At 63.7% G+C, this 22,535-nt stretch carries 18 protein-coding genes; 6 read left to right on the top strand and 12 right to left on the bottom strand.

Annotation, left to right across the window (positions count from 1 at the left end; genetic code table 11):
• Window positions 1-3: 3 nt before the first annotated feature.
• Window positions 4-876, bottom strand: coding sequence for a glutathione-dependent disulfide-bond oxidoreductase (gene yghU / locus BBF93_RS00480; protein WP_035598979.1), 873 nt, complete (start codon window positions 874-876; stop codon window positions 4-6).
• 155 nt (window positions 877-1,031) lie between these two features.
• Here yghU and BBF93_RS00475 point away from each other — a divergent pair, with 155 nt between their 5' ends.
• Entirely contained in the window at window positions 1,032-1,739 is a 708-nt protein-coding gene (locus BBF93_RS00475; RefSeq protein ID WP_114104681.1) for a class I SAM-dependent methyltransferase, read from the top strand.
• On the opposite strand, the gene odhB is transcribed toward BBF93_RS00475, so the two are convergent.
• From odhB to BBF93_RS00440, 7 genes are all read right to left on the bottom strand, one after another.
• On the bottom strand, window positions 1,736-3,277 hold the full coding sequence (gene odhB / locus BBF93_RS00470; protein WP_114104680.1) for a 2-oxoglutarate dehydrogenase complex dihydrolipoyllysine-residue succinyltransferase: 1,542 nt from the start codon (window positions 3,275-3,277) through the stop codon (window positions 1,736-1,738). The genes BBF93_RS00475 and odhB overlap by 4 nt on opposite strands.
• 29 nt (window positions 3,278-3,306) lie before the next feature.
• On the bottom strand, window positions 3,307-6,315 hold the full coding sequence (locus BBF93_RS00465) for a 2-oxoglutarate dehydrogenase E1 component (RefSeq protein ID WP_035598973.1): 3,009 nt from the start codon (window positions 6,313-6,315) through the stop codon (window positions 3,307-3,309).
• A gap of 154 nt (window positions 6,316-6,469) precedes the next feature.
• Window positions 6,470-7,372: a succinate--CoA ligase subunit alpha gene (gene sucD / locus BBF93_RS00460; RefSeq protein ID WP_035598970.1), complete on the bottom strand. Its 903-nt coding sequence runs from the start codon at window positions 7,370-7,372 to the stop codon at window positions 6,470-6,472.
• A 5-nt stretch (window positions 7,373-7,377) separates the two neighbouring features.
• Complete coding sequence (gene sucC / locus BBF93_RS00455) at window positions 7,378-8,571, bottom strand: ADP-forming succinate--CoA ligase subunit beta (protein WP_035599218.1); 1,194 nt, start codon at window positions 8,569-8,571, stop codon at window positions 7,378-7,380.
• 131 nt (window positions 8,572-8,702) lie between these two features.
• On the bottom strand, window positions 8,703-9,953 hold the full coding sequence (locus BBF93_RS00450; RefSeq protein WP_035598967.1) for an MFS transporter: 1,251 nt from the start codon (window positions 9,951-9,953) through the stop codon (window positions 8,703-8,705).
• A 36-nt stretch (window positions 9,954-9,989) separates the two neighbouring features.
• A complete protein-coding gene (locus BBF93_RS00445; protein ID WP_114104679.1) occupies window positions 9,990-11,213 on the bottom strand; it encodes an alkaline phosphatase D family protein in 1,224 nt (407 codons plus the stop codon).
• Window positions 11,214-11,282: 69 nt separating this feature from the next.
• Window positions 11,283-11,828 (bottom strand): DUF2306 domain-containing protein, encoded by a 546-nt coding sequence (locus BBF93_RS00440; protein WP_233349223.1) that lies wholly within the window; start codon window positions 11,826-11,828, stop codon window positions 11,283-11,285.
• 187 nt (window positions 11,829-12,015) lie between these two features.
• Between BBF93_RS00440 and BBF93_RS00435 the strand changes: the two genes are divergently transcribed.
• Complete coding sequence (locus tag BBF93_RS00435; RefSeq protein WP_051612561.1) at window positions 12,016-12,771, top strand: LytTR family DNA-binding domain-containing protein; 756 nt, start codon at window positions 12,016-12,018, stop codon at window positions 12,769-12,771.
• Between the two features lie 2 nt (window positions 12,772-12,773).
• Here BBF93_RS00435 and BBF93_RS00430 read toward each other — a convergent pair whose 3' ends face one another.
• The 3 genes from BBF93_RS00430 to rsfS form a co-directional block, all read right to left on the bottom strand.
• Window positions 12,774-14,069: a TAXI family TRAP transporter solute-binding subunit gene (locus BBF93_RS00430; protein ID WP_233349222.1), complete on the bottom strand. Its 1,296-nt coding sequence runs from the start codon at window positions 14,067-14,069 to the stop codon at window positions 12,774-12,776.
• A 102-nt stretch (window positions 14,070-14,171) separates the two neighbouring features.
• Window positions 14,172-14,636 (bottom strand): 23S rRNA (pseudouridine(1915)-N(3))-methyltransferase RlmH, encoded by a 465-nt coding sequence (gene rlmH / locus BBF93_RS00425; protein ID WP_114104677.1) that lies wholly within the window; start codon window positions 14,634-14,636, stop codon window positions 14,172-14,174.
• Window positions 14,637-14,639: 3 nt separating this feature from the next.
• Complete coding sequence (gene rsfS, locus BBF93_RS00420) at window positions 14,640-14,993, bottom strand: ribosome silencing factor (RefSeq protein ID WP_114104676.1); 354 nt, start codon at window positions 14,991-14,993, stop codon at window positions 14,640-14,642.
• Between the two features lie 281 nt (window positions 14,994-15,274).
• Here rsfS and BBF93_RS00415 point away from each other — a divergent pair, with 281 nt between their 5' ends.
• The 3 genes from BBF93_RS00415 (at window position 15,275) to BBF93_RS00405 (ending at window position 17,429) form a co-directional block, all read left to right on the top strand.
• Window positions 15,275-15,970 carry a BON domain-containing protein gene (locus BBF93_RS00415; RefSeq protein WP_035598957.1) on the top strand — a complete coding sequence of 232 codons (696 nt, stop codon included), beginning with the start codon at window positions 15,275-15,277 and terminating at the stop codon, window positions 15,968-15,970.
• A 67-nt stretch (window positions 15,971-16,037) separates the two neighbouring features.
• Window positions 16,038-16,988: a glutathione synthase gene (gshB, locus tag BBF93_RS00410; protein WP_114104675.1), complete on the top strand. Its 951-nt coding sequence runs from the start codon at window positions 16,038-16,040 to the stop codon at window positions 16,986-16,988.
• Between the two features lie 27 nt (window positions 16,989-17,015).
• Window positions 17,016-17,429 carry a hypothetical protein gene (locus tag BBF93_RS00405; RefSeq protein WP_162786352.1) on the top strand — a complete coding sequence of 138 codons (414 nt, stop codon included), beginning with the start codon at window positions 17,016-17,018 and terminating at the stop codon, window positions 17,427-17,429.
• 12 nt (window positions 17,430-17,441) lie between these two features.
• Here BBF93_RS00405 and mutS read toward each other — a convergent pair whose 3' ends face one another.
• Window positions 17,442-20,114: a DNA mismatch repair protein MutS gene (gene mutS, locus BBF93_RS00400; RefSeq protein WP_114104673.1), complete on the bottom strand. Its 2,673-nt coding sequence runs from the start codon at window positions 20,112-20,114 to the stop codon at window positions 17,442-17,444.
• Window positions 20,115-20,263: 149 nt separating this feature from the next.
• Here mutS and BBF93_RS00395 point away from each other — a divergent pair, with 149 nt between their 5' ends.
• Window positions 20,264-22,531 (top strand): NADP-dependent malic enzyme, encoded by a 2,268-nt coding sequence (locus BBF93_RS00395; RefSeq protein WP_114104672.1) that lies wholly within the window; start codon window positions 20,264-20,266, stop codon window positions 22,529-22,531.
• Window positions 22,532-22,535 lie beyond the last annotated feature (4 nt).

Genomic DNA, 22,535 nt, shown 5'->3' with positions numbered 1-22,535 from the left:
GGCCTAGCTGCCAGGCTGCAGCTTGTCCTGCGTCTTGGTGTCGAAATCGCTGGCGTCATGGCGTTCCCAGAGCTGGGATTCCGGCTTGCCGTAGACGCGATTGACCATGCGGCCACGCTGGACGGCGGGGCGTTCGGCAATCTGCTTCGTCCAGCGCTGGACGTTCTTGTAGCTTTCCACTTCGAGGAATTCGCCCGCCTCATAGAGGATGCCCTGCGCCAAGGCGCCATACCAGGGCCAGATGGCCATGTCGGCAATCGTGTATTCGTCGCCCGCCATGTATTCATGATGGGCGAGGTGGCGGTCCAGCACGTCCATCTGGCGCTTGGTTTCCATCGCATAGCGGTCGATCGCGTACTGGATCTTGACCGGGGCGTAGGCATAGAAGTGGCCAAAGCCGCCGCCCAGGAAAGGCGCCGAGCCCATCTGCCAGAACAGCCAGCTCAGCGCTTCGGCGCGCTTGGGGTGAGACTTCGGCAGGAAGGCGCCGAACTTCTCGGCAAGGTACATCAGGATCGCGCCGGATTCGAAGACGCGCACACCCGCCTCTGTGGACCGGTCAAACAGCGCCGGGATCTTGGAGTTGGGGTTGATATCGACAAAGCCGGAGGAGAACTGGTCGCCATTGCCGATATTGATCAGCCAGGCGTCATATTCAGCGCCCGAATAGCCCAGCGCCAGCAGTTCCTCGAGCATCACGGTGACCTTGACGCCATTGGGCGTGCCCAGAGAATAAAGCTGCAGCGGATGCTTGCCGACGGGGAGTTCCTTCTCATGCGTGGGGCCGGCAATCGGGCGATTGATGTTGGCGAACCGGCCGCCCGCATCCTTGTTCCAGGTCCAGACTTTGGGCGGGATGTAATCTGAATCGCTCATGGCAGTCCTCCGATCGGGGCTTTGTTCTGTTGTTCCAAGGTCATGTTTAAACGGCATTTTACAAGGCCGAAACCTTCAAGCGCGCGATCAACCCTTGCCGGCGCCGGCAAAAGGCCATAGGGGAGAAGGATATTTCGTAACTAACGGAGTTTCGTATGAGCCCTCCCCGCCCGTCCCTAGCGCTCTCGGGCGCGTTCAGTGAAGACCATGCCAAGGCCTATGATACCCAATTCTCCGCGCTCAGCGGAATTCAGGCCTGTATGTACCTTCTGACCGATGCCTATCTCAGCCCGTTGCCGGAAGAGGCACGCATCCTGGTGGCCGGGGCGGGCACGGGCGCCGAAGTGCGCTATCTTGCCCCCCGCCATCCCGGCTGGCGCTTCACGCTGGTGGACCCTTCCGCGCCGATGCTGGCCATCGCCCGCCGCCATGCCGAGGCCGAAGGCTTTGCAGACCGTTGCAGCTTTCACGAGACGTATGTGTCCGAAACACCGGTGGAGGCGCATGACGGGGCCACCAGCCTGCTTGTCTCCCACTTCCTCACCGATGCCGCCGCGCGCCAGGCCTATTTTGCAGACATTGCCGCCCGCCTGAAGCCGGGGGCCCGCTTCATCAATGTTGATCTCAGCACGGATGATAACGCGCCCAGCTTTGCAGGCGTCATGGGCCTCTGGATGGATATCTTCCGCCTTGGGGGGCAGACGGAGGAAAACCGGGCCAATTACCTGAACGCCTATGGCAAGCAGTTTGCCGCCCATGGGCCGGAACAGGTCGCCCAAATGATTGAGGCGGGAGGCTTCACGCCCCCCGCCCCGGTATTTCAGGCCGCGCTGATCCGCGGCTGGACGGCGACGCGCGCCTAGACTTCCAGCAGCATCCGCTCGGGATCTTCCAGCGCCTCTTTCACGCGGACGAGGAAGGTGACGGCTTCCTTGCCGTCAACGATGCGGTGGTCGTAGCTGAGGGCAAGATACATCATCGGCTTGATGACGATCTGGCCACCCCGGACGATCGGGCGGTCCTCGATGCGGTGCATGCCCAGCACGCCGGACTGCGGCGGGTTGAGGATCGGGGTCGACATCAGGGAGCCGTAGATGCCGCCGTTCGAGATGGTGAAGGTGCCGCCCTGCAGGTCGCCGATGGTGAGGGCGCCATCGCGGGCCTTCTTGCCGAGATCGGCAATGCCCTTTTCGATTCCGGCCAGCGACATCTCGTCAACACCGCGCAGGACGGGCGTGACGAGGCCCTTCTCCGTGCCGACGGCAACGCTGATGTCGTAATAGTTCTTGTAGATGATGTCCTGGCCATCAATCTCGGCGTTGACTGCCGGAACTTCCTTCAGGGCGTTGGCCACGGCCTTCACGAAGAAGCTCATGAAGCCGAGCTTGATGCCATGGCGGGCGACGAAGGCGTCCTGGTGTCTCTTGCGCAGGTCCATGATGGCCGACATGTCGACATCGTTGAAGGTCGTCAGCATCGCGGCCGTATCCTGAGCTTCCTTCAGGCGGCGGGCGATGGTCTGACGCAGACGCGTCATCCGTACACGTTCTTCACGGGGGCCAGTTTCGCGCGGCGGCTTTGCAGCGGTGTCGGACATGGTCGAGGAGCTTGCTTTCGGTTGATTGACGTAGGCCAGGGCATCAGCCTTGGTGGCGCGGCCATCGCGGCCCGTGCCGGGAATGTCGGACGGGCTGACGCCGGCCTCGGCGGAAATGCGGCGCACGGACGGAGACACAGGACGGTCGCCCGTGGCAGCCGGCTGGGCAGCGGCTTTCGGCGCTTCGGTTTTGGCCGGGGCTTCAGCCGCCTTGGCCGGAGCCGCGCCGGAAGCGCCGATCCGGGCAATGACGGAACCGGGGGTGACCGAGTCGCCTTCCTTCACCAGCCATTCGAGGATCACGCCGTCAGCGGGGGCGGGAACTTCCAGCGCCACCTTGTCGGTTTCGATCTCGGCGATGGTTTCGTCCTTCTTGACGCTGTCGCCGACCTTCTTAGCGAAGTTGGCGATCGTGCCTTCGGCAACGCTTTCACCCATCACCGGGACTTTGACATCCGTAGACGCGCCGCCCGAAGCGGCAGCAGCAGGCTTGGTTTCCGCCTTCGGCTCAGCCTTGGCTTCGGCCTTTGCCGGCTCCTTGGCCGGAGCGGGCCTGGACGCGGCAGCGCCGCCCGCATTCAGGCGGCCGAGCACGGCGCCGATATTCACGGTATCGCCCTCTTTGGCGACGATTTCGGAAAGGACGCCGTCTTCGGAAGCGGAAACCTCAACGGATACCTTGTCGGTTTCAAGTTCGACGAGGACTTCGTCCTTCTTCACCGCATCACCGGCCGATTTCAGCCATTGGCCGACGGTGGCTTCGGTAACGCTTTCGCCGAGTGTGGGAACAACGATGTCTGTCATGTGTCGTGTCCGTCTCTTCTTATGGATTATCAGGGAGAAACGATCCGGTCATCGACCGGGTCGGGCGAGAGGGCTGTCTTGATCAGGTTGGCCTGTTCGGCCTGGTGCTTGGACAGAAGGCCCGTCGCGGTCGCCGCAGAGGGCGGGCGGCCGGCATATTTCGGGCGCGGCTGTTTGTAGCCTGCCTGAGCGGCACACCATTCGATCTCATCACGGATGAAGGTCCAGCCGCCCATATTGCGCGGTTCTTCCTGACACCAGACAAGCTCGGCCTGCGGGAAGCGTTTCAGCTCGTTGATCAGCGACTTGCGCGGGACCGGATAGAACTGTTCCACGCGCAGCAGGTAGATGTCGTCCTGCCCCGAAGCCTCACGGGCCTCGAAGAGGTCATAATAGACCTTGCCCGAACACAGCACGACACGGCGCACCTTGTTGTCCTTGGCGAGCTTCACCTTGCCTTCACGGCCCGGCGTTTCAGCATCGTCCCAGAGGATGCGGTGGAAGGTGGACTTCGTGTTCATATCGTCCAGCGTCGAGGTGGCCAGCTTGTGGCGCAGCAGCGATTTGGGCGTCATGATGACCAGGGGTTTGCGGAACTCGCGGTGGATCTGGCGGCGCAGGGCGTGGAAATAGTTCGCCGGGGTCGTCAGGTTGCACACCTGCATGTTGTCTTCCGCGCACATCTGCAGGAAGCGCTCGAGGCGGGCCGAGGAATGCTCCGGACCCTGACCCTCATAGCCATGCGGCAGAAGCATCACGAGGCCCGACATCCGCAGCCATTTGCGCTCTGCCGAGGAAATGAACTGGTCATAATAGACCTGCGCGCCGTTGGCGAAGTCGCCGAACTGGGCTTCCCAGCAGACCAGCGAATTCGGATCGGTCAGCGAGTAGCCGTATTCATAACCCAGCACCGCCTCTTCGGAGAGCAGCGAGTCGATCACCTCATACGGCGCCTGGCCATCACGGATCTGGTTGAGCAGCGTGACGCGGTCGCCGGTCGTCTGGTCGACGATATGGCTGTGGCGCTGCACGAAGGTGCCGCGGCCGCAATCCTGGCCAGAGAGACGCACCGGGAAACCTTCGTCGAGCAGGCTGGCGAAGGCCAGATGCTCGGCGCCGCCCCAGTCAATGTCCTTGCCGGTCTCGTAGCTTTCGCGGCGGCGGGCGATAACGCGCTCCACCGTCTTGTGAACGTCAACGCTTTCCGGAATGCGGGTGATGGCGTCGCCCAGTTCCTTCAGGCGCGTCTTGGACACGCCCGTCTTGCCGCGGCGGTCATCATCCAGCGGCAGGCCGAAACCCGACCACTGACCTTCCAGCCAGTCTGCCTTGTTGGTTTTCAGCGTCTTGCCAGCGTCAAAGGCGCGGTCGAGGAAATCCTCGAATTCCTTCACCTGCGCGTCGACTTCGGCGGCGGTCAGCAGGCCCTCGGCGACGAGGCGCTGGGCATAGATTTCGCGCGTGGACGGACGATCCTTGATGACGCGGTACATGACCGGCTGGGTCATCGTCGGGTCATCGCCCTCATTGTGGCCGAAGCGGCGGTAGCAGAACATGTCGATGACGACATCCTTTGCAAACTTCTGCCGGTATTCGGTGGCAACCTTGGCGGCGTAGACCACGGCCTCCGGATCATCACCGTTCACATGGAAGATCGGTGCCTGCACCATCAGCGCCACATCCGAGGGATAGGGCGAGGAGCGCGAATACATCGGGCTCGTGGTGAAACCGATCTGGTTGTTGACGATGAAGTGGATGGTGCCGCCGGTGCGGTAACCCTGCAGGCCCGACAGCGCGAAGCATTCGGCCACAACGCCCTGCCCTGCGAAGGCAGCGTCCCCGTGCAGCAGCAGGGGCAGCTTGTGCGAGCGGTCGAGCTTGCCGGTCTGGCGCGATTCCATGAATTGCTTGGCGCGCGTGCGGCCGAGCACGACGGGGTTGACCGCCTCAAGGTGGGAGGGGTTCGGGTTCATGGTGAGGTGAACGACATTGCCGTCAAACTCACGGTCAGACGAAGCGCCGAGGTGGTATTTCACGTCGCCCGAGCCGAATTCGCCGGCGCCCTGTGTCGAGCCGCCCTGGAATTCGTGGAAGATCTTCTCATAGCCCTTGCCCATGACGGCCGCGAGCATGTTGAGACGGCCCCGGTGGGGCATGCCGACGACGATCTCGTTCACGCCGAGGGCGCCGCCGCGCTTGATGATCTGCTCCAGCGCCGGAACGGCAGCTTCGCCGCCATCGAGACCAAAACGCTTCGTGCCCGGATAACGCTTGTGCAGGAAGCGCTCGAAGCTTTCCGCCTCGATCAGCTTGCGGAGGATCGCCAGCTTGCCCTCGCGCGTGAAGGCAACGCCCTTGTCAGGGCCTTCGATCCGTTCCTGCAGCCAGGCTTTCTCTTCGGGATCGGAGATGTGCATGAACTCGATGCCGAGCGTCGAGCAATAGGTGCGGCGGAGAATGTCCAGCATCTGCGCCGGGGTGGCGTGTTCGAGGCCGAGATAGCCGTCGATATAGATGCTGCGGTTCATATCTTCCGGGCCGAAGCCGTAGCTGGCCGGGTCAAGTTCAGGCTGGTCGCCGAAGCCGGAGAGGCCGAGCGGGTCGAGCTGAGCGGCGAGGTGTCCGCGGATCCGGTAGGCGCGGATCATCATCAGCGCGTGGATCGAATCGGTCACCGCGCGGGTGACTTCCTCAGCACCCATCGCAGGGCTGGCGGATTTGATCTTCTTTTCGAGCTTGGGCTCGATCAGCGCCCAGTTGCCATCAAAGGCGGCAATCTGCTCGCTGGCGGCCGGACGCGGCCAGTCCTTGCGTTTCCAGCTGGCGCCCTCCGCGTTCTGGGTGGCGCTTGCAGCTTCATCGCCGAGTTCAGCGAAAAAGGCGCGCCAGCTCTCAGGCACGGAATTGGGGTTTTTGGCGTAAGCCGCCTGCATCTGTTCCAGCCAGTGGGCAGAGCCCCCATACAGGAACGCAGTATCCAGCATTGCCGCATTGCCCGTGCTGCGGGGACCATTCACCGGGCTGCCATCGTCGGCCATCTAATGTCCATCCTTCCAGAGTTGCCGCCCCCGGCGACTGATATAGGGACGGACCTTACCCCCTGCCCCTACGTGAAGCAGGTTATGCTGCAACGCCCGCCCCAGGAATACGCCGAGGGCGGGCGTCACGAATCTATAACACTATAGGGTCTTTCTAACCCTTTAGCACCTCGACAAGTGTGGTGCCGAGACGGGCCGGGCTGGGGCTGACGCGGATGCCCGCCGCTTCCATGGCCGCGATCTTCGATTCTGCATCGCCCTTGCCGCCGGAAACGATAGCGCCGGCATGGCCCATCGTGCGGCCGGGAGGCGCCGTGCGGCCAGCGATAAAGCCAGCCATTGGTTTCTTGCGGCCCTTCTTGGCCTCGTCGATCAGGAACTGAGCGGCCTCTTCTTCGGCAGAGCCGCCGATTTCGCCGATCATGATGATCGATTGGGTTTCGTCGTCAGCCAGGAACATTTCCAGGATGTCGATGAATTCGGTGCCTTTGACCGGGTCGCCGCCGATACCGACAGCCGTGGTCTGGCCAAGGCCGACATTGGTGGTCTGGAACACGGCTTCATAGGTCAGCGTGCCCGAGCGCGAGACGATGCCGACGGAGCCCTTCTTGAAGATGGAGCCCGGCATGATGCCGATCTTGCACTCATTGGCCGTGATCAGGCCGGGGCAGTTCGGGCCGATGAGGCGCGACTTGGACTTCGCCAGCTTCGCCTTGACGCGGACCATGTCCATCACCGGAACGCCCTCGGTGATGCAGACGATCAGCGGGATCTCTGCGTCGATGGCTTCTTCGATGGCTGCGGCTGCGCCGGCCGGGGGAACATAGACCACGGACGCGGTGGCGCCGGTCTTTTCCTTGCCTTCGGCGACGGAGGCGAAGATCGGGAGTTCCTGGCCGTTATCGGCCTTCCACATCTCGCCACCCTTCTTGGGGTGAATGCCGCCCACCATCTGGGTGCCGTAATAGCCGAGCGCCTGATTGGTGTGGAACGAGCCGGTGTTGCCGGTCATGCCCTGCGTCAGGACTTTCGTGTTCTTGTCGATCAGAATGGACATGGAACTTAACCCCGCACCGCTTTGACAATTTTCTGGGCTGCATCGTCGAGATCGTCGGCCGGAATGACGTTCAGGCCGCTCTCGCGGATGATCTTCTTGCCGAGGTCGACATTCGTGCCTTCAAGGCGAACCACCAGCGGAACCGCCAGGTTGGTTTCCTTCACGGCTGCGATCACGCCTTCGGCGATGACATCGCATTTCATGATGCCACCGAAGATGTTCACGAGGATGCCCTTCACATTGGGGTCCTTCATGATGATCTTGAAGGCGGCTGCCACCTTCTCCTTGCCGGCGCCGCCGCCGACATCGCAGAAGTTCGCCGGCTCTTCGCCGTAGAGCTTGATGATGTCCATCGTCGCCATGGCGAGGCCTGCGCCGTTGACCATGCAGCCGATGGTGCCGTCGAGGGCGACATAGGCGAGATCCCATTCAGCCGCTTCGAGCTCTTTGGAGTCCTGCTCAGTCTCATCCTTGAGGGCTGCGATGTCCGGGTGGCGGAACAGCGAGTTGCCGTCGAACGACACTTTCGCGTCGAGCACGCGCAGGTGGCCGTTCTTCATGACGATCAGCGGGTTCACTTCCAGCATCGCCATGTCTTTCTCGACAAAGGCTTTGTAGAGGATCGGGAACAGTTTGAGGCCGTCTTCAGCGGCCGAACCGGTCAGATTCAGGGCTTCGTTGATCTTGGCCGAATCAGCTGCCGTCACGCCGGTCAGCGGATCGATGCCGAGGGTCAGGATTTTCTCAGGGGTTTCATGGGCGACCTCTTCGATGTCCATGCCACCTTCGGTGGAGACAACGAACGAAACTTTCGAGGTGGAGCGGTCGACGAGGATCGAGAGGTAGAGTTCTTTCTCGATGTCGGCGCCGTCTTCGATGTAGAGGCGGTTGACCTGCTTGCCGGCGGCAGAGGTCTGGGCCGTGACGAGGTGCTTGCCGAGCATCGCTTCGGCATGTTTTTTCACGTCTTCCTTGTTGAAGGCGAGGCGAACGCCGCCTTTTTCACCGGCTTCCGGCTCGATGAATTTGCCCTTGCCGCGGCCACCTGCGTGGATCTGGCTTTTCACAACCCAGAGCGGGCCGGGGAGCGTGTCGATTGCCTTCTGCACATCGGCGAGCGAAAGCACAGGCACGCCTTCTGCCACAGGCGCCCCGAAGGATTTGAGCAGCGCCTTGGCCTGATATTCATGGATGTTCATGGAGTGGTTTCCCTGTCCGGCCTCACGGCCCGCCAGCATTCCGCTGGTTACCGTTTCCGTTCCTCTTTGACAGGGCGGCTATATACACGCCTGAAATGATGCTGCAACAGGCTGAGTACCAAGTCGCGTACTTAGCTTTGCTCGCCTTCCGTGGGGTCACGGGGCACGATTTCAACACTCGCCAGCGGGCTGGGGAGGATGGGGCCGCGCTCGCCTGCCGGGGGAGACTCGGCCGGGGCGCGCTGGCGAACCCGCACGATCATGTAGACGGCCAACAGGCCCAGCATCACGCCGGCAAAACCAAAAAGGCCGACCGCGCCTGCCAGCCGCATCACGACGCCGGAAATCAGCGGCCCCGCAATCGACCCGGCAGCCCAGACAAATAACAGCCCCGACATGACCTGCGGCACCTGTCCCGGCGGGGTGCGGTCAATCGCATGGGAGACGCAGATGCCGTAAAAGCAGAGCGCCCCTGCCCCCCAGATGCCGATCAGCACGAGCACGCCGGTCTCGCCGATCACGGCGCCGAATACGGCAATCAGGATGGCCGCTGCCCCGGCGATGCCGGTAAGCCCTGCGACGACCAGCCGCCGGTCGATGATGTCGGAAAGGCGCCCGGCGGGCCATTGCACGATCAGGCCGCCGATCCATGCAATGGCAATCGCGATGGCCGCCGCTGCCGTGCCGCCGCCCGCCAGGTCGAATTTTTCGAAATAGACCGGCAGCAGTGCCAGCGTGCCCGTATTCACGAGTCCCGCGCCGACCACCCCGATCACGGCAGCGGGCGCGATGGCGAATAGCTGGCCCAGCGGCATGGCTTTCCGGTCTGGCGGCGGGGGCTCCTTCAGCGTCGTCAGGCAGGTGGGCACCAGCGCGAGGGCGAGGAAGACGCCCGCCCAGATGTAGGACCGGCTATCGAGGGGGGAGAGCCCGGCCAGGAAGAACGGCCCGACGATCAGCGAGAGCTTGGCGGCGGTGTGATAGATACCCATCACATTTCCGCGAGACCGGGCGGGCACCGCCTCCCCCAGCCAGCTTTCGATACTGGTGAACATATAGGCGAAGGCAATGCCTTGCAGCACGCGGATCAGCGCCCAGACGGGTGCCTCCTGGATCAGGGCCAGGGAAAGGATGCCCGCCGCGCTGACCCCTGCCCCGGCTGCGAAGAGGCGGATATTGCCGACCAGCGCGAGGGCCCGCGGCGAAGTCCACGCGCCGAGCATGAAGCCGGCCGCGTTCATCGCGGCGACAAAGCCGATCAGCGAAGCGTCCACCCCCAGCCGCTCAAGGCCGAGCGGCGTCAGGATGCCGGTCAGCCCGCCTGCCAGTTGCAGGATCATCACCGACAGGATCAGCGCAAGAACAGAGCGGGTGTCGGTCATGGCCTCGTCCCGGCGGGCCGGGCAGCGGCGCGCCTGTTACTCTCCGGCTGCGGCCCGGAACGGGGCAACCACTTCATTGACGGTTTCGCCGGTGTCGCTGTTGATGGCAAGACGGACCGTACCGCTTTCCCAGTCAATCTCGATGGCGCCGAAATTCTGCAGGGCATAGCCCGCCCCGATCTGTGCCCGGTCCATTTCCGAACTCGTTTGCGAGAAAGACGCATTCATCGAAGATGCCGTAATCTCGTAGGCCGGATAGGGCAGCACCGTCTCGTCCTTATAGAGAAAGGCCGTGTGGCGGTCGCCGGAAACAAACACCACGCCTTCCGCCTCCGTTTCGGCAACCAGGCTATAAAGACGCTCCTGTTCGGCCGGCAGGCGCGACCAGGCCTCAAAGCCGTGGCCATCGGTTGTCATCACCTGAATGGAGGAAACGATGAGGCGCAGATCAGCCTCTTCCTGAAGCTGGTTTTCCAGCCAGGTCCACTGGTCATTGCCCAGCATATCCTGCCCTTCCGAGGTGGACGGAACGTACCGCTCCTTACCTTTGGCGCCCCATTCGTCAGTCGGCTGGAGGGGAGAGCGGAAAAAACGGGTGTCCAGCATGATGATCTGGACGCGTTGGCCCTGCGGGCCAAAGCTGCGGGCATAATAAGTGCCGGGCCAGGCGCCGACATCCTCATTCTCCAGGCCCCAGAAGCGCTCATGAATACGCTCGGCCAAGCGGCGGAAGGGGAACTCGCGGCCCGCATCATTGGCGCCATAGTCATGATCGTCCCAGGCCACCATCATCGGATGTTTCGCCCGCAGAGCCTGAAATTCGGGGCGCGCAGCCAGATCGCTGAAACTCTCGCGCAGCTCATCCAGGGTCGCCTGATTGTTGACATAGGCGCGCCCGTTCATGTCGCCATAGACATTGTCGCCGATCATCAGGAAGAGGTCCGCCTCCTGCGCGGAGACCGTCGACATTGCCGTTCCGTCCGGCGTCTCCTCATTGAAACAGGAGCCGACGAGGATGCGCGTCAGCACATCCTGATCGCCGGGCAGCGGGAGACCTCTGGGCGCGCGGGGGAAGAAGTCTTCCGGCAGCGTGCGGTAATAGAGTTCCAGGGCCGCTTCGGCGCTGGCTGGAGACAGAAGCTCATCGGGCAGCAAGGCGACCTGGCTCGCCGGTATACCGGTGGCAGGTGGCGGCGTTTGACACGACGCCAGCGCCAGAATGGCGGCCGGGATGACCGCAAGTGTCCGAAACTGTCCCATATTCTCCTCCTGAAATCCCTCGGAGGAACTGTAACGGCGCTTCGTGACAGGTTTAAAGCGGCGATTGGCTCAGACGGCAAAGAAGAGGTGCCACATCAGCCGTCCGGGCAGAAAGCTGAACAGGCCGGCCACCAAAAGGCCCCCCACGAATATGCCCGTCATTTCTTTCCGGTGTCTGGCGATGTTCTTCCGCCGCGCAGCCGCCAGCCCCATTGGCAGGACGATCATGGTCCAGGCCGAGAGCGCATGAATGAGGCTGAAGCTGCCCGGATTGATGCTCTGCAGGAAGAAGGAGCTGAGGGCGGTCACAACCATGGCCGCCACCCAGACATAGCCCAGCGTGCGGTGCATGGCCCGCCCCTTCACGCCCGCCAGCAGAATGCAGCCGATGACGAAGGCCAGCGCGGCGCCCACCACATGGGCCTGCAGCACCAGCGGGGATTGCAGCAGCGGAGTGAGATCCACCCGCACCCGGACGGGCCCCTCCCCTTGCAGCATCATGTGGCTGATCAGGGCATAGACACCCACCGCCACGCCGGCGGTGATCTTGTAGGGATGGCGCTGGCGCAGGCGGCGAAGGGGGTTTTCAGGTTTGGCGGCGGCGGTCGAGATCATGGGTCTGGGCTCCAGAGGCAGGCTGTTTGGGCGGGATCAGCGCCGACGGGCATGGGCCGCCGGCTCTGATGCCTTCAATCTGCCGCCCCTTCCCGCTGCTGCCAGCGGGAGTGCGTGTCTGGTCTGGAATCCTTCGTGAAATACAGCCAGAACAGCTCACGAAGCGCGAAATGCGAGGGGGGGTCGTTTGCAAAACGCGGGTGACTGGACGCGGCGCCTCAGGGAGATCGGCATCTATGCCGTGATCGGCGCGTTCCTCACCATCATCAGCCCGTATAACGGCTCCGGAAACCTGCCGCTCTGGGGCGCCTACCTTTACTGGACCGGCCTGGTGCTGACCGGCAGCCTCTCCGCTGAGGCCACCCGCACGTTGATGGAGCGCACGGGCCGGAAGTTTGGGGTGCCGGTGATGTTGGCGCTCATGTCCGTCACGTCCGCCCTGGCCGTCACCGCCATGATTATTCTGCTGGAAGCGCTGACCTCGGGCCGGTCCATTCCGCCAGGCTACCTGCCGCGCCTGTTTGGCCTCGTCTGGGTGATCGCCGCCGCCGTAACCGCTGTCGGTATCATGATCGAGCGCACGGTTCTGGCGCCGGTCACCGAACCGGTAAAAGGCGCCAGCCCCGAGGAAACCTTTCTGTCCCGCCTGCCGGTGAAATATCGCACCGCGGAGCTCTATGCCGTCAGCGCGGAGGACCATTACCTGCGCATCCATACCAGCCATGGCGAGGAGCTGATCCTGATGCGGCTGGCCGATGCGATGCGGGAGCTGGCCGGGGCAGACGGCCTGCAGGTTCACCGGTCCTGGTGGGTGGCAAAAAGCGCCGTGCGGGACACCCGCAAACAGGGCAGCAAGCTCAGCCTCGTGCTTCCTTCGGGCAAGGAAGCCCCTGTCTCCCGAACGTTTCAGGCAGAGGTGAAAGCTGCCGGCCTTTCGGCCTGACGCTATATCGTCACGCCGGTGACCGGCTCATGCGAAACCAGCAGCTGTTTGACGAACTCGATATGACTGCGCAGACGGTAGAGATCGTCGGTATAGGAGAGGGGCACTTCCAGCTTGCCCACCTCCACCTGAAGCCGCTCCAGCTGCTTTTCGACACTGATCCGGGCTGACCCCTTCGGCAGCGCCCTGCCCTGGGCTTCCAGCTCTCGCAGATCCTTGTACCAGACATAGATCTTCCGGCGCACGCGCCAGCGATAGATGGGCGGAGCGGCGCGCACCAGCGGGAAGGCCAGCGTCAGCAGCGGAATGGCCAGCACCCAGGCGCGATCCAGGAAATTGGCCACACTGAACGGGAAATACCGGCGCAGGAAAGACGGGCCATCCTGATAATAGCGGGCCACCTGCTTGCTGACCGGCAGGTCTACATTCGTCATGTTCGGGAACTGGCCGCCCTTGTTGAAGAGGCTCGGCTCCGAATGGATGAGCATGGCGGTATCAAGCAGCACCGCCTCGATGGCCGGGTGAATGTCTCTGTGGACCGTCAGCTGCGCGATGGCGGCCACCAGCGGCACGTCTCCGACGGGAATGTCAGCGCCGACATCGATCACGCCGCGGATCAGCGTCACCGCCGAGAGGGCTTCCTCCCGCCGCGCCAGCGCTTCGGCCCGGTCAAACGGCAACAGCCGCACCTCGCCGGAGCGCATCAGCGCCTGGATGTAGGCGGCGCCCGGAGAGGCAGCAAAGGCGGCCGCGTCAATCTCGCCCGCAAACAGCGCGGCCTGGGAATCGGTGCTGCCGAGCGACTGGCGCGCGGCCTCCGGCCAGACGCCGCCATATTGCTGCTGGATCGAGAGGGCGAGGGCCCGCGTTCCGGAACCTTCCGCCCCGATCGACAGGCGCGCGTCCCGCAGCTCCCCGAAACTCTGAGCGGGATGATCGGCGCGGACAAACACCCAGAAGGGCTCTTCAAAGATGCCGCCCGCCGAGCGCAGGAGCTCGGCATCCCTGGCCGTGGCCAGGCCGCCCTGAACGATGGCGACATCCACCTCCCCGGCTTCCAGCATCCGCAGATTGTCGATGGAGCCCTGCGTATCGACGAGGTGAACCTCAATCCCCTGCTCTTCGAGCAGGCGCTGATACCGTTCGGCATAGGCATAATAGGCTCCGCCCGGGGCGCCGGCGGCAAAGCGGATGGATTTGGGTGGGGCGGGGTCCATGGCCGACAGCGCCCAGATGAAACCGATCAGCGCCACGACAATCAACGGGCCGTAGATTTTCCAGAAGTCCCTGCCCGGCATTCGTCTTCCTGTCCCGCTCATGCTGATAGCCCTGTTCCAGCCGGGGCCATTAGAACCGGCAATGCCGCAAGCGCAACTACCGAAGCGGCCAGAACCGCGATCTCAGGCCTTGTGATAAGGCGTTCCGGCGAGGATCGTCATCGCGCGGTAGATCTGCTCGGCCAGCATGGCGCGCACCAGCCGGTGTGGCCAGGTCTGAACACCGAAGGCCAGCGTTTGCGGCGCAGCGGCGCGCACGTCTGCCGAGTAGCCCTCAGCCCCGCCGATCAGGAAACAGGCGTCGCGCATTCCATCGTCCCGCCAGCGGGAAAGGCGGGCGGCAAAGGCATCTGATGTGAGGTTCTCTCCGCCCTCATCCAGGCGGATGATACGGGCGCCTTCCGGGATACGGGCAAGCAGGCGGGCGCCTTCGGCATCCATCCCGCCGCCACTGGCCACCTCGGCCTCCTCCGGCCCCTTGAAGCCAAGGCCGCGCGCCATGGCAGCAGCCCGGCGGAGATAGTCATCCGTAAGGTCACGCTCCGGCCCGTCCTTCAGACGTCCGACGCCGAGTATCTGAAGGCGCATGCCTCAGGTCGCGCTGGCGCGGTGGGCCGATTTGTCGGAAACCCAGATCTTCTCGAGATTGTAAAATTCGCGCACTTCGGGACGGAAGAGGTGGACGATTACGTCACCGGTATCGATCAGCACCCAGTCGGCATTGGGCATACCCTCAACGCTGGGCTTGCGCCCGGTGAGCTTTTTCACTTCTTCAGCAACATGGCTTGCCAGCGCCGCCACATGGCGGCCCGAGCGTCCAGACGCGATGATCATGAAATCGGCGAGAGAGGATTTACCCTGAAGGTCGACCAGGATCAGGTCTTCTGCTTTGTCGTCTTCGAGGGCTTTGCAGAGCGCATCGGCGACCGATCTGATCTCTTCGATCGTGACGCTTTTCGGCGGCTGTGCGCGGGAGGGGGCGGATGACAGGGCGGGGGCTCCTTTGGCTGATAATGTCCTGAAACTACCATGTCAGGCGGGTTTCAACCAGCAAAAAGCCCATCTGGGCCAATCAGGGCAGCCAATCCCCCCGTCTGCCCGGTCCCGCAGCCTTAAGACCTCGTTCAGCAGGGATACAGGGAATTAAATATAGTTTGCCGGAAAATCGCCGTATCTTTCGGCAATGTAATCGGAAAATTCCGCTGCCAGTATCAGGATACCCCATTATGCGCGCCCCTTTTCTCCTTCTTCCGCTGATTGCCCTTCTGCCGCTTTCCAATTGCGCGGTAGCCGCTGTCGGGGCTGTGGGCGCGGCCGGTTTTGCCGCCTCCAAGGACCAGACCGTGGGGCAGACGATTGATGACATCGGCGCCTCCAACGAGATCAAGGCGCGGTTGCTGTCGGAAAGCTCCAGCCGGTTCGGCGAAGTGGCCGTGGAAGTTTCCGGCGGTCTGGTGCTGCTGACCGGCCGGGTTTTCTCGGCCGAGGACCGCACCCGCGCCGAAGGGATCGCCTGGACATCGGTTTACACCCAGGACGTCGCCAATGAGCTGGCCATCGAGCAGCCGGGCGGCTTCTTCGCCAATGTCGCCGATGAGATCATCAGCGCCCGGGTCCGCTCGCGCCTGATCGGCTCCAGCTCGGTGAAAAGCATCAACATCAATGTGGAGACCTATAACGGCGTCGTCTATCTGATGGGGGTTGCCCGCTCGGCTGACGAACTGCGCCGGGCCGCCGAGGAAGCCAGCGTGGTGGGCGGCGTGAAGCAGGTGGTTTCGTATGTGCGGCTGACCGAGGACAATCGCCGCCCGGCTGCCCCGACGACGCAGATGCCGGTTTCTCCTTCCCCCTCTTACCAACCGGCGCCGGACACGTCATATGACAGCCAGCCGCTGCCCGAACTTCGCGGCGTAAGCTATTAAACCGGAAACGGGCGGGGGCTGCGCGCTCCCTGCCCCACCTTCCGGCAACGCCGGAAGGAACTGACGCGTGACGCTTCGCATTGCCATCCAGATGGACCCGCTGGAACGGGTCAACATCGACGGGGATACAACCTTTGCCCTGGCCGAGGCGGCGCAGGCGCGCGGCGCCGAGATTTTCGTCTATGGCCCCGGCGACCTTTCCTTCCGCGAAGGCCGGGTGACCGCCTGGGCCCGGCCGGCAAAGGTCCAGCGCGTACGCGAGACACCCGGCATTTTCGGGCCAGCCCGAACCCTGGATATTGCGCGGGATGTGGACGTGGTGCTGATGCGCCAGGACCCGCCCTTCGACATGGCCTACATCACCGCCTGCCATCTTCTGGAGATCGTCGCCAATCAGACGCTGGTGCTGAATGATCCGGCCGGGGTGCGCTCCAGCCCGGAAAAAATCTTCCCGCTGCTGTTCCCCGAAATCATGCCGCCGACGCTGGTGAGCCGTGACCGTCAGGTGATCGATGCGTTCCGCGAAGAATACCGGGACATCATCGTCAAACCGCTTTTCGGCCATGGCGGCGCCGGCGTTTTCCGCCTCCAGTATGAGGATTCCAACCTCGATTCCCTGCTGGAGCTGTTCTTTTCCCGCTCAGCCGAACCGGTGATGGTGCAGGCTTTCCTGCCGGCCGTCTCCGAAGGCGACAAGCGCATCATTCTGATCGATGGGGAACCGGTGGGCGCGATTAACCGGCGGCCAAAAGCCGGACAGGTGCGGTCAAACCTGGTCGTGGGCGGCACTGCGGAAGCTACGGAGCTCTCCGGCGCCGACCGGAATATCTGCGAAGCCATCGGGCCGGAGCTGCGCCGCCGGGGCCTGATGCTGACCGGGATTGATGTGATCGGGGGCCGCCTCACCGAGGTCAACGTCACTTCGCCAACCGGCGTGCAGGCGCTCAAGCGACTGTCAGGCATTGATGCGGCTGCCAAATTCTGGGACGTTGTGCAGGCAAAGCTTGCTGTGGGCTGACGCCTGCGGCATTTACGGAGAATGATCATGAAACCGCTGACCGCTGCGCTTCTCTTCTCCTTCGCCCTTACCGGCGCCGCCTGCTCGGACCCGGCAAAGTCCACCGCAGAGGCCGCACCGGCGGCGCCGGTGGAAGGGGAAACACTTCCCATCGATACCTCAACGGCAAGCGCCGGGGGCGAACTCAGCGGCACGCTGAACCTGAATATCGGACCGCAACAGGACAGCGGCACGCGTCTTCTGGGATCAGGCGGCCTCGGCGGCTCCGGACAGAGCAGCACCGTTCTGGGCGCCGGCGGACTTGGCGGTGGCAATTTTGGCGAGAGCCTGGATCTCGGCATCAACCTTGATGAACTCGAAGATCCCGCTGCGCCGCTGGCTGATCCCGCCCAACCGGCCAAACCTTCCGATGAAGACGAGATCGTGCGCCTGCCCAACTGAGCGGGGCTGGCGTTAGCCGCCCCGGCTGAGTTCCTTCAGGCGATAGACAAGCTGCAGGGCCTCACGCGGCGTGAGGTTGTCAGGGTCTGCTGCGGCAAGTGCCTCGATCACGGCGGAACTTTCCTCTGAAAACTCCGGGGCCGGATCTTCGGCAACCATGGCAAAGAGCGGCAGGCTTTCTGCCGCCGCCGGGCCTGCCTCCAGTTTCTTGAGGATCTGGCCTGCGCGCGTCACTGCCGAGCGGGGCAGACCCGCCAGCCGCGCCACCTGCACACCGTAGGAGCGGTCTGCCGGGCCGGGCTGAACCTCATGCAGGAAGATCAGATCCTGCTTCCACTCGCGCGCCTTGAGGGACGCGTTGGCCGCTGCCGGCAACCGGGCGGCCAGATCTGTCAACTCGTGATAATGGGTGGCGAAGATGGCGCGGCATCTGTTCGTATCGTGAAGATGTTCAGCTGCCGCCCAGGCAATGGCGAGGCCATCCCAGGTGGCCGTGCCGCGGCCCACCTCATCCAGAATGACAAAGCTTTCCGGCGTGGCCTGATTGAGGATCGCGGCGGTTTCCACCATCTCGACCATGAAGGTTGACCGGCCACGGGCGAGATCATCCGAAGCGCCCACGCGGGAGAATACCCGGTCTGCGAGCCCCAGCCGCAAGGAGGCTGCTGGCACGAACGCTCCGGCCTGCGCCAGGATCACCGCCAGGGCAGACTGGCGCAGATAGGTGGATTTACCAGCCATGTTCGGGCCGGTGACCAGAAGGAAACGGGCGCCTTCTGTTCCGTCCGCATCCAGAACAAGATCATTCGCGGTAAAGCCCTTGCCTTCCCGGCGCAGCGCCGCCTCCACCACGGGGTGGCGCAGGCCCTTCGCCTCGAATACCGGGCGCGGATCAAGCTGCGGGCGCACGGCGCCAATCTCTGCGGCCCAGACGGCATGGCTGGCGGCAACATCCAGTTCGGCCAGCGCGGCCGCGATGATCGCCAGGGGCCCGGCGAGGTCCTCTGCCTTGCGGCAGAAGGCGTCAAAAATTGCAATTTCGCGCGCCTTGGCTTCGTCTTCGGCCCGGCTGATACGGCCCGCCAGATCGGCAAGTTCATGCGTTGAGAAACGCACCGCGCCCGCCATCGTCTGGCGGTGGATGAAGTCTGAGGAAAGCGGCGCGCGGAGCATCGAATCCGCCTTGGCCGCCGGCACCTCAATGAAATAGCCCAGCACATTGTTGAACTTGACCTTCAGGGCAGAGATGCCCGTTTGATCAGCATACTTCGCCTGAAGCTCGGCAATCACGCGGCGGCTACCATCTCTCAGGGCACGGACTTCATCGAGGCCCGCATCCCAGCCTTCAGCGACGAAGCCGCCATCGCGCGCCAGCATCGGGGGGGCTTCGGTCAGCGCGCGCAGCAGGTCTTCGGCAAAGGCGCGCACGGACGGCGCCCCGGCAAGCCCCAGCGTTTCGGCCACATCTGCCAGGCGAGGCGGCAGCCCCTGCCCGAGGACTGCGGCAGCCTCTGCCCCGGAAAGCACCGCTTTGGAAATCGCCAGAAGATCGCGCGGCCCGCCGCGCCCAAGGCTGAGGCGCATCACGGCGCGCTCAAGATCGGGCGCCGCTTTCAGCCGGACACGGACATCTTCAAGCAGGCCCGCATCGCCCAGGAGGTGGGAGACGGCATCATAGCGCGCGGTGATTTCCGCAATGCTTCGGGAAGGACGCGCAAGCCGCGACGCCAGCAGGCGCGCGCCCGGCGCCGTCACCGTCCGGTCAATTACCGCCAGCAGCGTGCCCTCGCGCCCGCCGCTGATGCTGCGGTCAATCTCGAGGCTGGCGCGGGTGGCCGGGTCGATCAGCAAGAGGCCGCCTGCATCAGGACGGCGCGGGGCGCGCAGACGGATCGGGGCGCCCGCCTGGGTGAGCTTCACATAGTCTAGCAGCAGGCCCGCGGCGGCAAGTTCCACCCGGCTGAATTCTCCCAGAGAATCCAGCGCGGCGATCCCGAACACTTCCTTGAGCAGGGCTTCGCCGGTTTTGGCGCTGGCCGCGCGGCCAGGACGCTCGGTAATCGGCGCGCTCAGAAATCCGCGCGCTTCCTGGATGAGCGGGCGATCGGCATCCTCCAGCGCAATCACCAGCTCGCTCAGCGGCCAGGCGAGCAGCGCTTCGCCGAGCCGCGCGGCCGGGATCGCTGCCAGGTCAAACGCGCCGGTGGAAACATCGCACACGGCAAGGGCCGCCTCCCCCGTGCCGGCAAAGGCAATCGCCGCCAGCGCCTGGCCCTGGCGGGCGGGCAGAAGAGCGTCTTCGGTCAGCGTGCCCGGTGTCACGATCCGGACGACACCGCGCTGGACAATGGATTTGGAGCCGCGCTTCTTGGCTTCGGCCGGGGTCTCGATCTGCTCGCACACGGCCACCCGGCATCCGCCCTTGATCAGGCGGGCGAGATAGCCCTCTGCCGCATGATAGGGCACGCCTGCCATCGGAATGGGCTTGCCGTCATGTTCGCCCCGGGCCGTCAGGGTGATGTCCAGGATGCGCGCTGCCTCTACGGCATCGTTGAAGAACAGCTCATAGAAATCGCCCATGCGGAAGAACAGGAGCGCATCGGGATGTTCTGCCTTGATCGACAGATACTGCGCCATGAAAGGCGTCGGTTCTGCGGCGGCGGGGGGGCGGGCGGTGTCTGGCATGGCGCGGCAAGCTAGCCCGCATCCCGCAGATTCGCAAAGCAGTGCGGCACCTGCGCACGCCATTTCACTGTTGGCAGGGCGTCCGGCGCGGCCTAGACGGGGATTGATAATGACAACAACAACAAAACAACCGTCCGAGCGAACCTGAGATGACCATGCAGCGCCCGAGCTTCACTGACCAGGAAGCCCTTGATTTCCACTCGCAGCCGACCGCCGGCAAGATTTCCATGGTGCCGACAAAGCCCATGGGGACCCAGCGTGACCTCTCGCTCGCCTACAGCCCCGGCGTGGCCATCCCCGTGCTGGCCATCGCGGAAAATGCCGACAGGGCTTATGACTATACCTCCAAGGGCAACCTTGTGGCGGTTATCTCCAACGGCACGGCGATCCTCGGGCTCGGCAATCTGGGGCCGATGGCCTCAAAGCCGGTGATGGAAGGAAAGTCTGTTCTTTTCAAACGCTTTGCCGACATCGACAGCTTTGACGTCGAAGTCGACACAACCGATGTCGAAGACTTCATCCGCACGGTGCGCAATATCGGCGCCACCTGGGGCGGCATTAACCTGGAGGACATCTCCTCCCCCGCCTGCTTCATCATCGAGAGCCGGCTGCGCGATGAACTGGACATTCCGGTCTTCCATGACGACCAGCATGGCACCGCCATCATTGCCGCCGCCGGCCTGATCAATGCCTGCCACATTACCGGCCGCGAGCTGAAAGATGTAAAGGTGGCCGTTTCCGGCGCGGGCGCCGCTGGCCTGTCGGTCGCCGGCCTCATCCGCCATCTGGGCGTGAAGCGCGAGAACATTCTGATCTGTGACACCGGCGGTGTGGTCTATGAGGGCCGCACGGAAAAGATGGACCAGTTCAAATCTGCCTTCGCGGTCAAGACAGCCAAACGGACCCTTGCCGAAGCCATGGACGGGGCCGATGTGTTCCTCGGCCTCTCGGTCAAAGGCGCGGTGACCAAGGAAATGGTCAAGTCGATGGCGAAAGATCCCATCATCTTCGCCATGGCCAACCCCGACCCGGAAATCACGCCGGAAGAGATCAAATCCGTCCGCAGCGATGCCATCATCGCCACGGGCCGGTCGGACTATCCCAACCAGGTCAACAACGTTCTGGGCTTCCCCTACATTTTCCGTGGCGCCCTGGATGTGCGCGCCCGCGGCATCAACGAGGAGATGAAGGTCGCCTGCGCCCGCGCGCTGGCCGAGCTTGCCCGTGAGGACGTGCCCGATGAAGTGGCTGCCGCCTATCACGGCGCCCGGCCGAGCTTTGGCCGCGAATATATCATTCCCAGCCCGTTCGACCCGCGCCTGATCAGTTTCATTCCGCCCTTCGTGGCGCAGGCCGCCATGGATACCGGCGTCGCCCGCAAACCGATTGCCGACATGGATGCCTACCGCCGTAGCCTTGTGCGCCGCGCGGATCCGTCTGCCGCCTTCCTGCAGGGCGTGCAGGCCCGCGCCCGCGAAACACAGCGCCGCATCGTGTTCGCCGAAGGCGAAGAGCCCGCTGTCGTGCGCGCCGCCTTCAGCTTCAAGAACCAGGGCCTTGGCCATCCGATCCTGATCGGCCGCGAAGCCCAGGTAGAGCGCGCGATGGAGCAGATGGGCATCCCCCTCGGCTCGCTCGACATCATCAATGCGCGCCTGTCAGACAAGAACCCGATCTATGTGGACATGCTGTATGCACGCCTGCAGCGGCAGGGCTATCTCAAGCGCGATGTCCAGCGCCTGGTCAACCAGGACCGGAACATCTTCGGCAGCTGCATGCTGAAGAATGGCGATGCGGACGGCATGGTGACGGGTGTGACCCGCAATTACGACGCCGCCCTGAAAGACGCGATGCTGGTGCTCGACCCGATCGGTGGCCAGGCCGTTATCGGCATGTCGATGGTGATCAATCTCGGCAAGACGATCTTCATTGCCGACACCAGCGTGCATGAACTGCCCGATGGCCCCACACTGGCGAACATCGCCCTGGAGGCAGCCCGCGCCGTGCGCGGTCTCGGCTTCACCCCGCGTGTGGCTTTCCTCTCCTACTCCACCTTCGGCAATCCGATGGGCGAGCGCGGAGACCGTGTGCGGGAGGCCGTTGCGCTTCTTGATCAGTGCGCGGACGTTGACTTCGAATATGAGGGCGACGTCAATGCCGATGTGGCGATGAACCCGCATCACCGGCTGGTCTACCCCTTCTCCCGTCTCAGCGGGCCGGCAAACGTCCTTGTCATGCCAGCGATCCATTCGGCATCCATCGCGACCAACCTTCTGGAAGCGATGAGCCGGGCGACCGTGATCGGGCCGATGCTGTTCGGCCTTGAAAAGCCGGTGCAGATCGCCTCGCTGGGCGCTACGGTCGGCGACATTGTCGACCTTGCCACCATCGCCGCCTACGACACCGACCGCGTCTAGGCGA

Source organism: Hyphomonas sp. CACIAM 19H1 (genome assembly GCF_003325995.1).
GTDB lineage: Bacteria > Pseudomonadota > Alphaproteobacteria > Caulobacterales > Hyphomonadaceae > Hyphomonas > Hyphomonas polymorpha.
Note: the sequence above shows the minus strand (reverse complement) of the source record. Positions and strands in the feature narration are given on the sequence as shown.

Excerpts from the sequence above, each read along its gene's own strand:
- odhB (WP_114104680.1), bottom strand. The coding sequence starts at position 3,277 with ATGACAGACATCGTTGTTCCCACACTCGGCGAAAGCGTTACCGAAGCC.
- sucC (WP_035599218.1), bottom strand. The coding sequence starts at position 8,571 with ATGAACATCCATGAATATCAGGCCAAGGCGCTGCTCAAATCCTTCGGG.
- sucD (WP_035598970.1), bottom strand. The coding sequence starts at position 7,372 with ATGTCCATTCTGATCGACAAGAACACGAAAGTCCTGACGCAGGGCATG.
- BBF93_RS00430 (WP_233349222.1), bottom strand. The coding sequence starts at position 14,069 with ATGCCGGGCAGGGACTTCTGGAAAATCTACGGCCCGTTGATTGTCGTG.
- yghU (WP_035598979.1), bottom strand. The coding sequence starts at position 876 with ATGAGCGATTCAGATTACATCCCGCCCAAAGTCTGGACCTGGAACAAG.
- rlmH (WP_114104677.1), bottom strand. The coding sequence starts at position 14,636 with ATGCGCCTTCAGATACTCGGCGTCGGACGTCTGAAGGACGGGCCGGAG.
- BBF93_RS00440 (WP_233349223.1), bottom strand. The coding sequence starts at position 11,828 with ATGATCTCGACCGCCGCCGCCAAACCTGAAAACCCCCTTCGCCGCCTG.
- BBF93_RS00445 (WP_114104679.1), bottom strand. The coding sequence starts at position 11,213 with ATGGGACAGTTTCGGACACTTGCGGTCATCCCGGCCGCCATTCTGGCG.
- BBF93_RS00450 (WP_035598967.1), bottom strand. The coding sequence starts at position 9,953 with ATGACCGACACCCGCTCTGTTCTTGCGCTGATCCTGTCGGTGATGATC.
- mutS (WP_114104673.1), bottom strand. The coding sequence starts at position 20,114 with ATGCCAGACACCGCCCGCCCCCCCGCCGCCGCAGAACCGACGCCTTTC.
- BBF93_RS00405 (WP_162786352.1), top strand. The coding sequence starts at position 17,016 with ATGAAACCGCTGACCGCTGCGCTTCTCTTCTCCTTCGCCCTTACCGGC.
- BBF93_RS00395 (WP_114104672.1), top strand. The coding sequence starts at position 20,264 with ATGACCATGCAGCGCCCGAGCTTCACTGACCAGGAAGCCCTTGATTTC.
- BBF93_RS00465 (WP_035598973.1), bottom strand. The coding sequence starts at position 6,315 with ATGGCCGACGATGGCAGCCCGGTGAATGGTCCCCGCAGCACGGGCAAT.
- BBF93_RS00415 (WP_035598957.1), top strand. The coding sequence starts at position 15,275 with ATGCGCGCCCCTTTTCTCCTTCTTCCGCTGATTGCCCTTCTGCCGCTT.
- BBF93_RS00475 (WP_114104681.1), top strand. The coding sequence starts at position 1,032 with ATGAGCCCTCCCCGCCCGTCCCTAGCGCTCTCGGGCGCGTTCAGTGAA.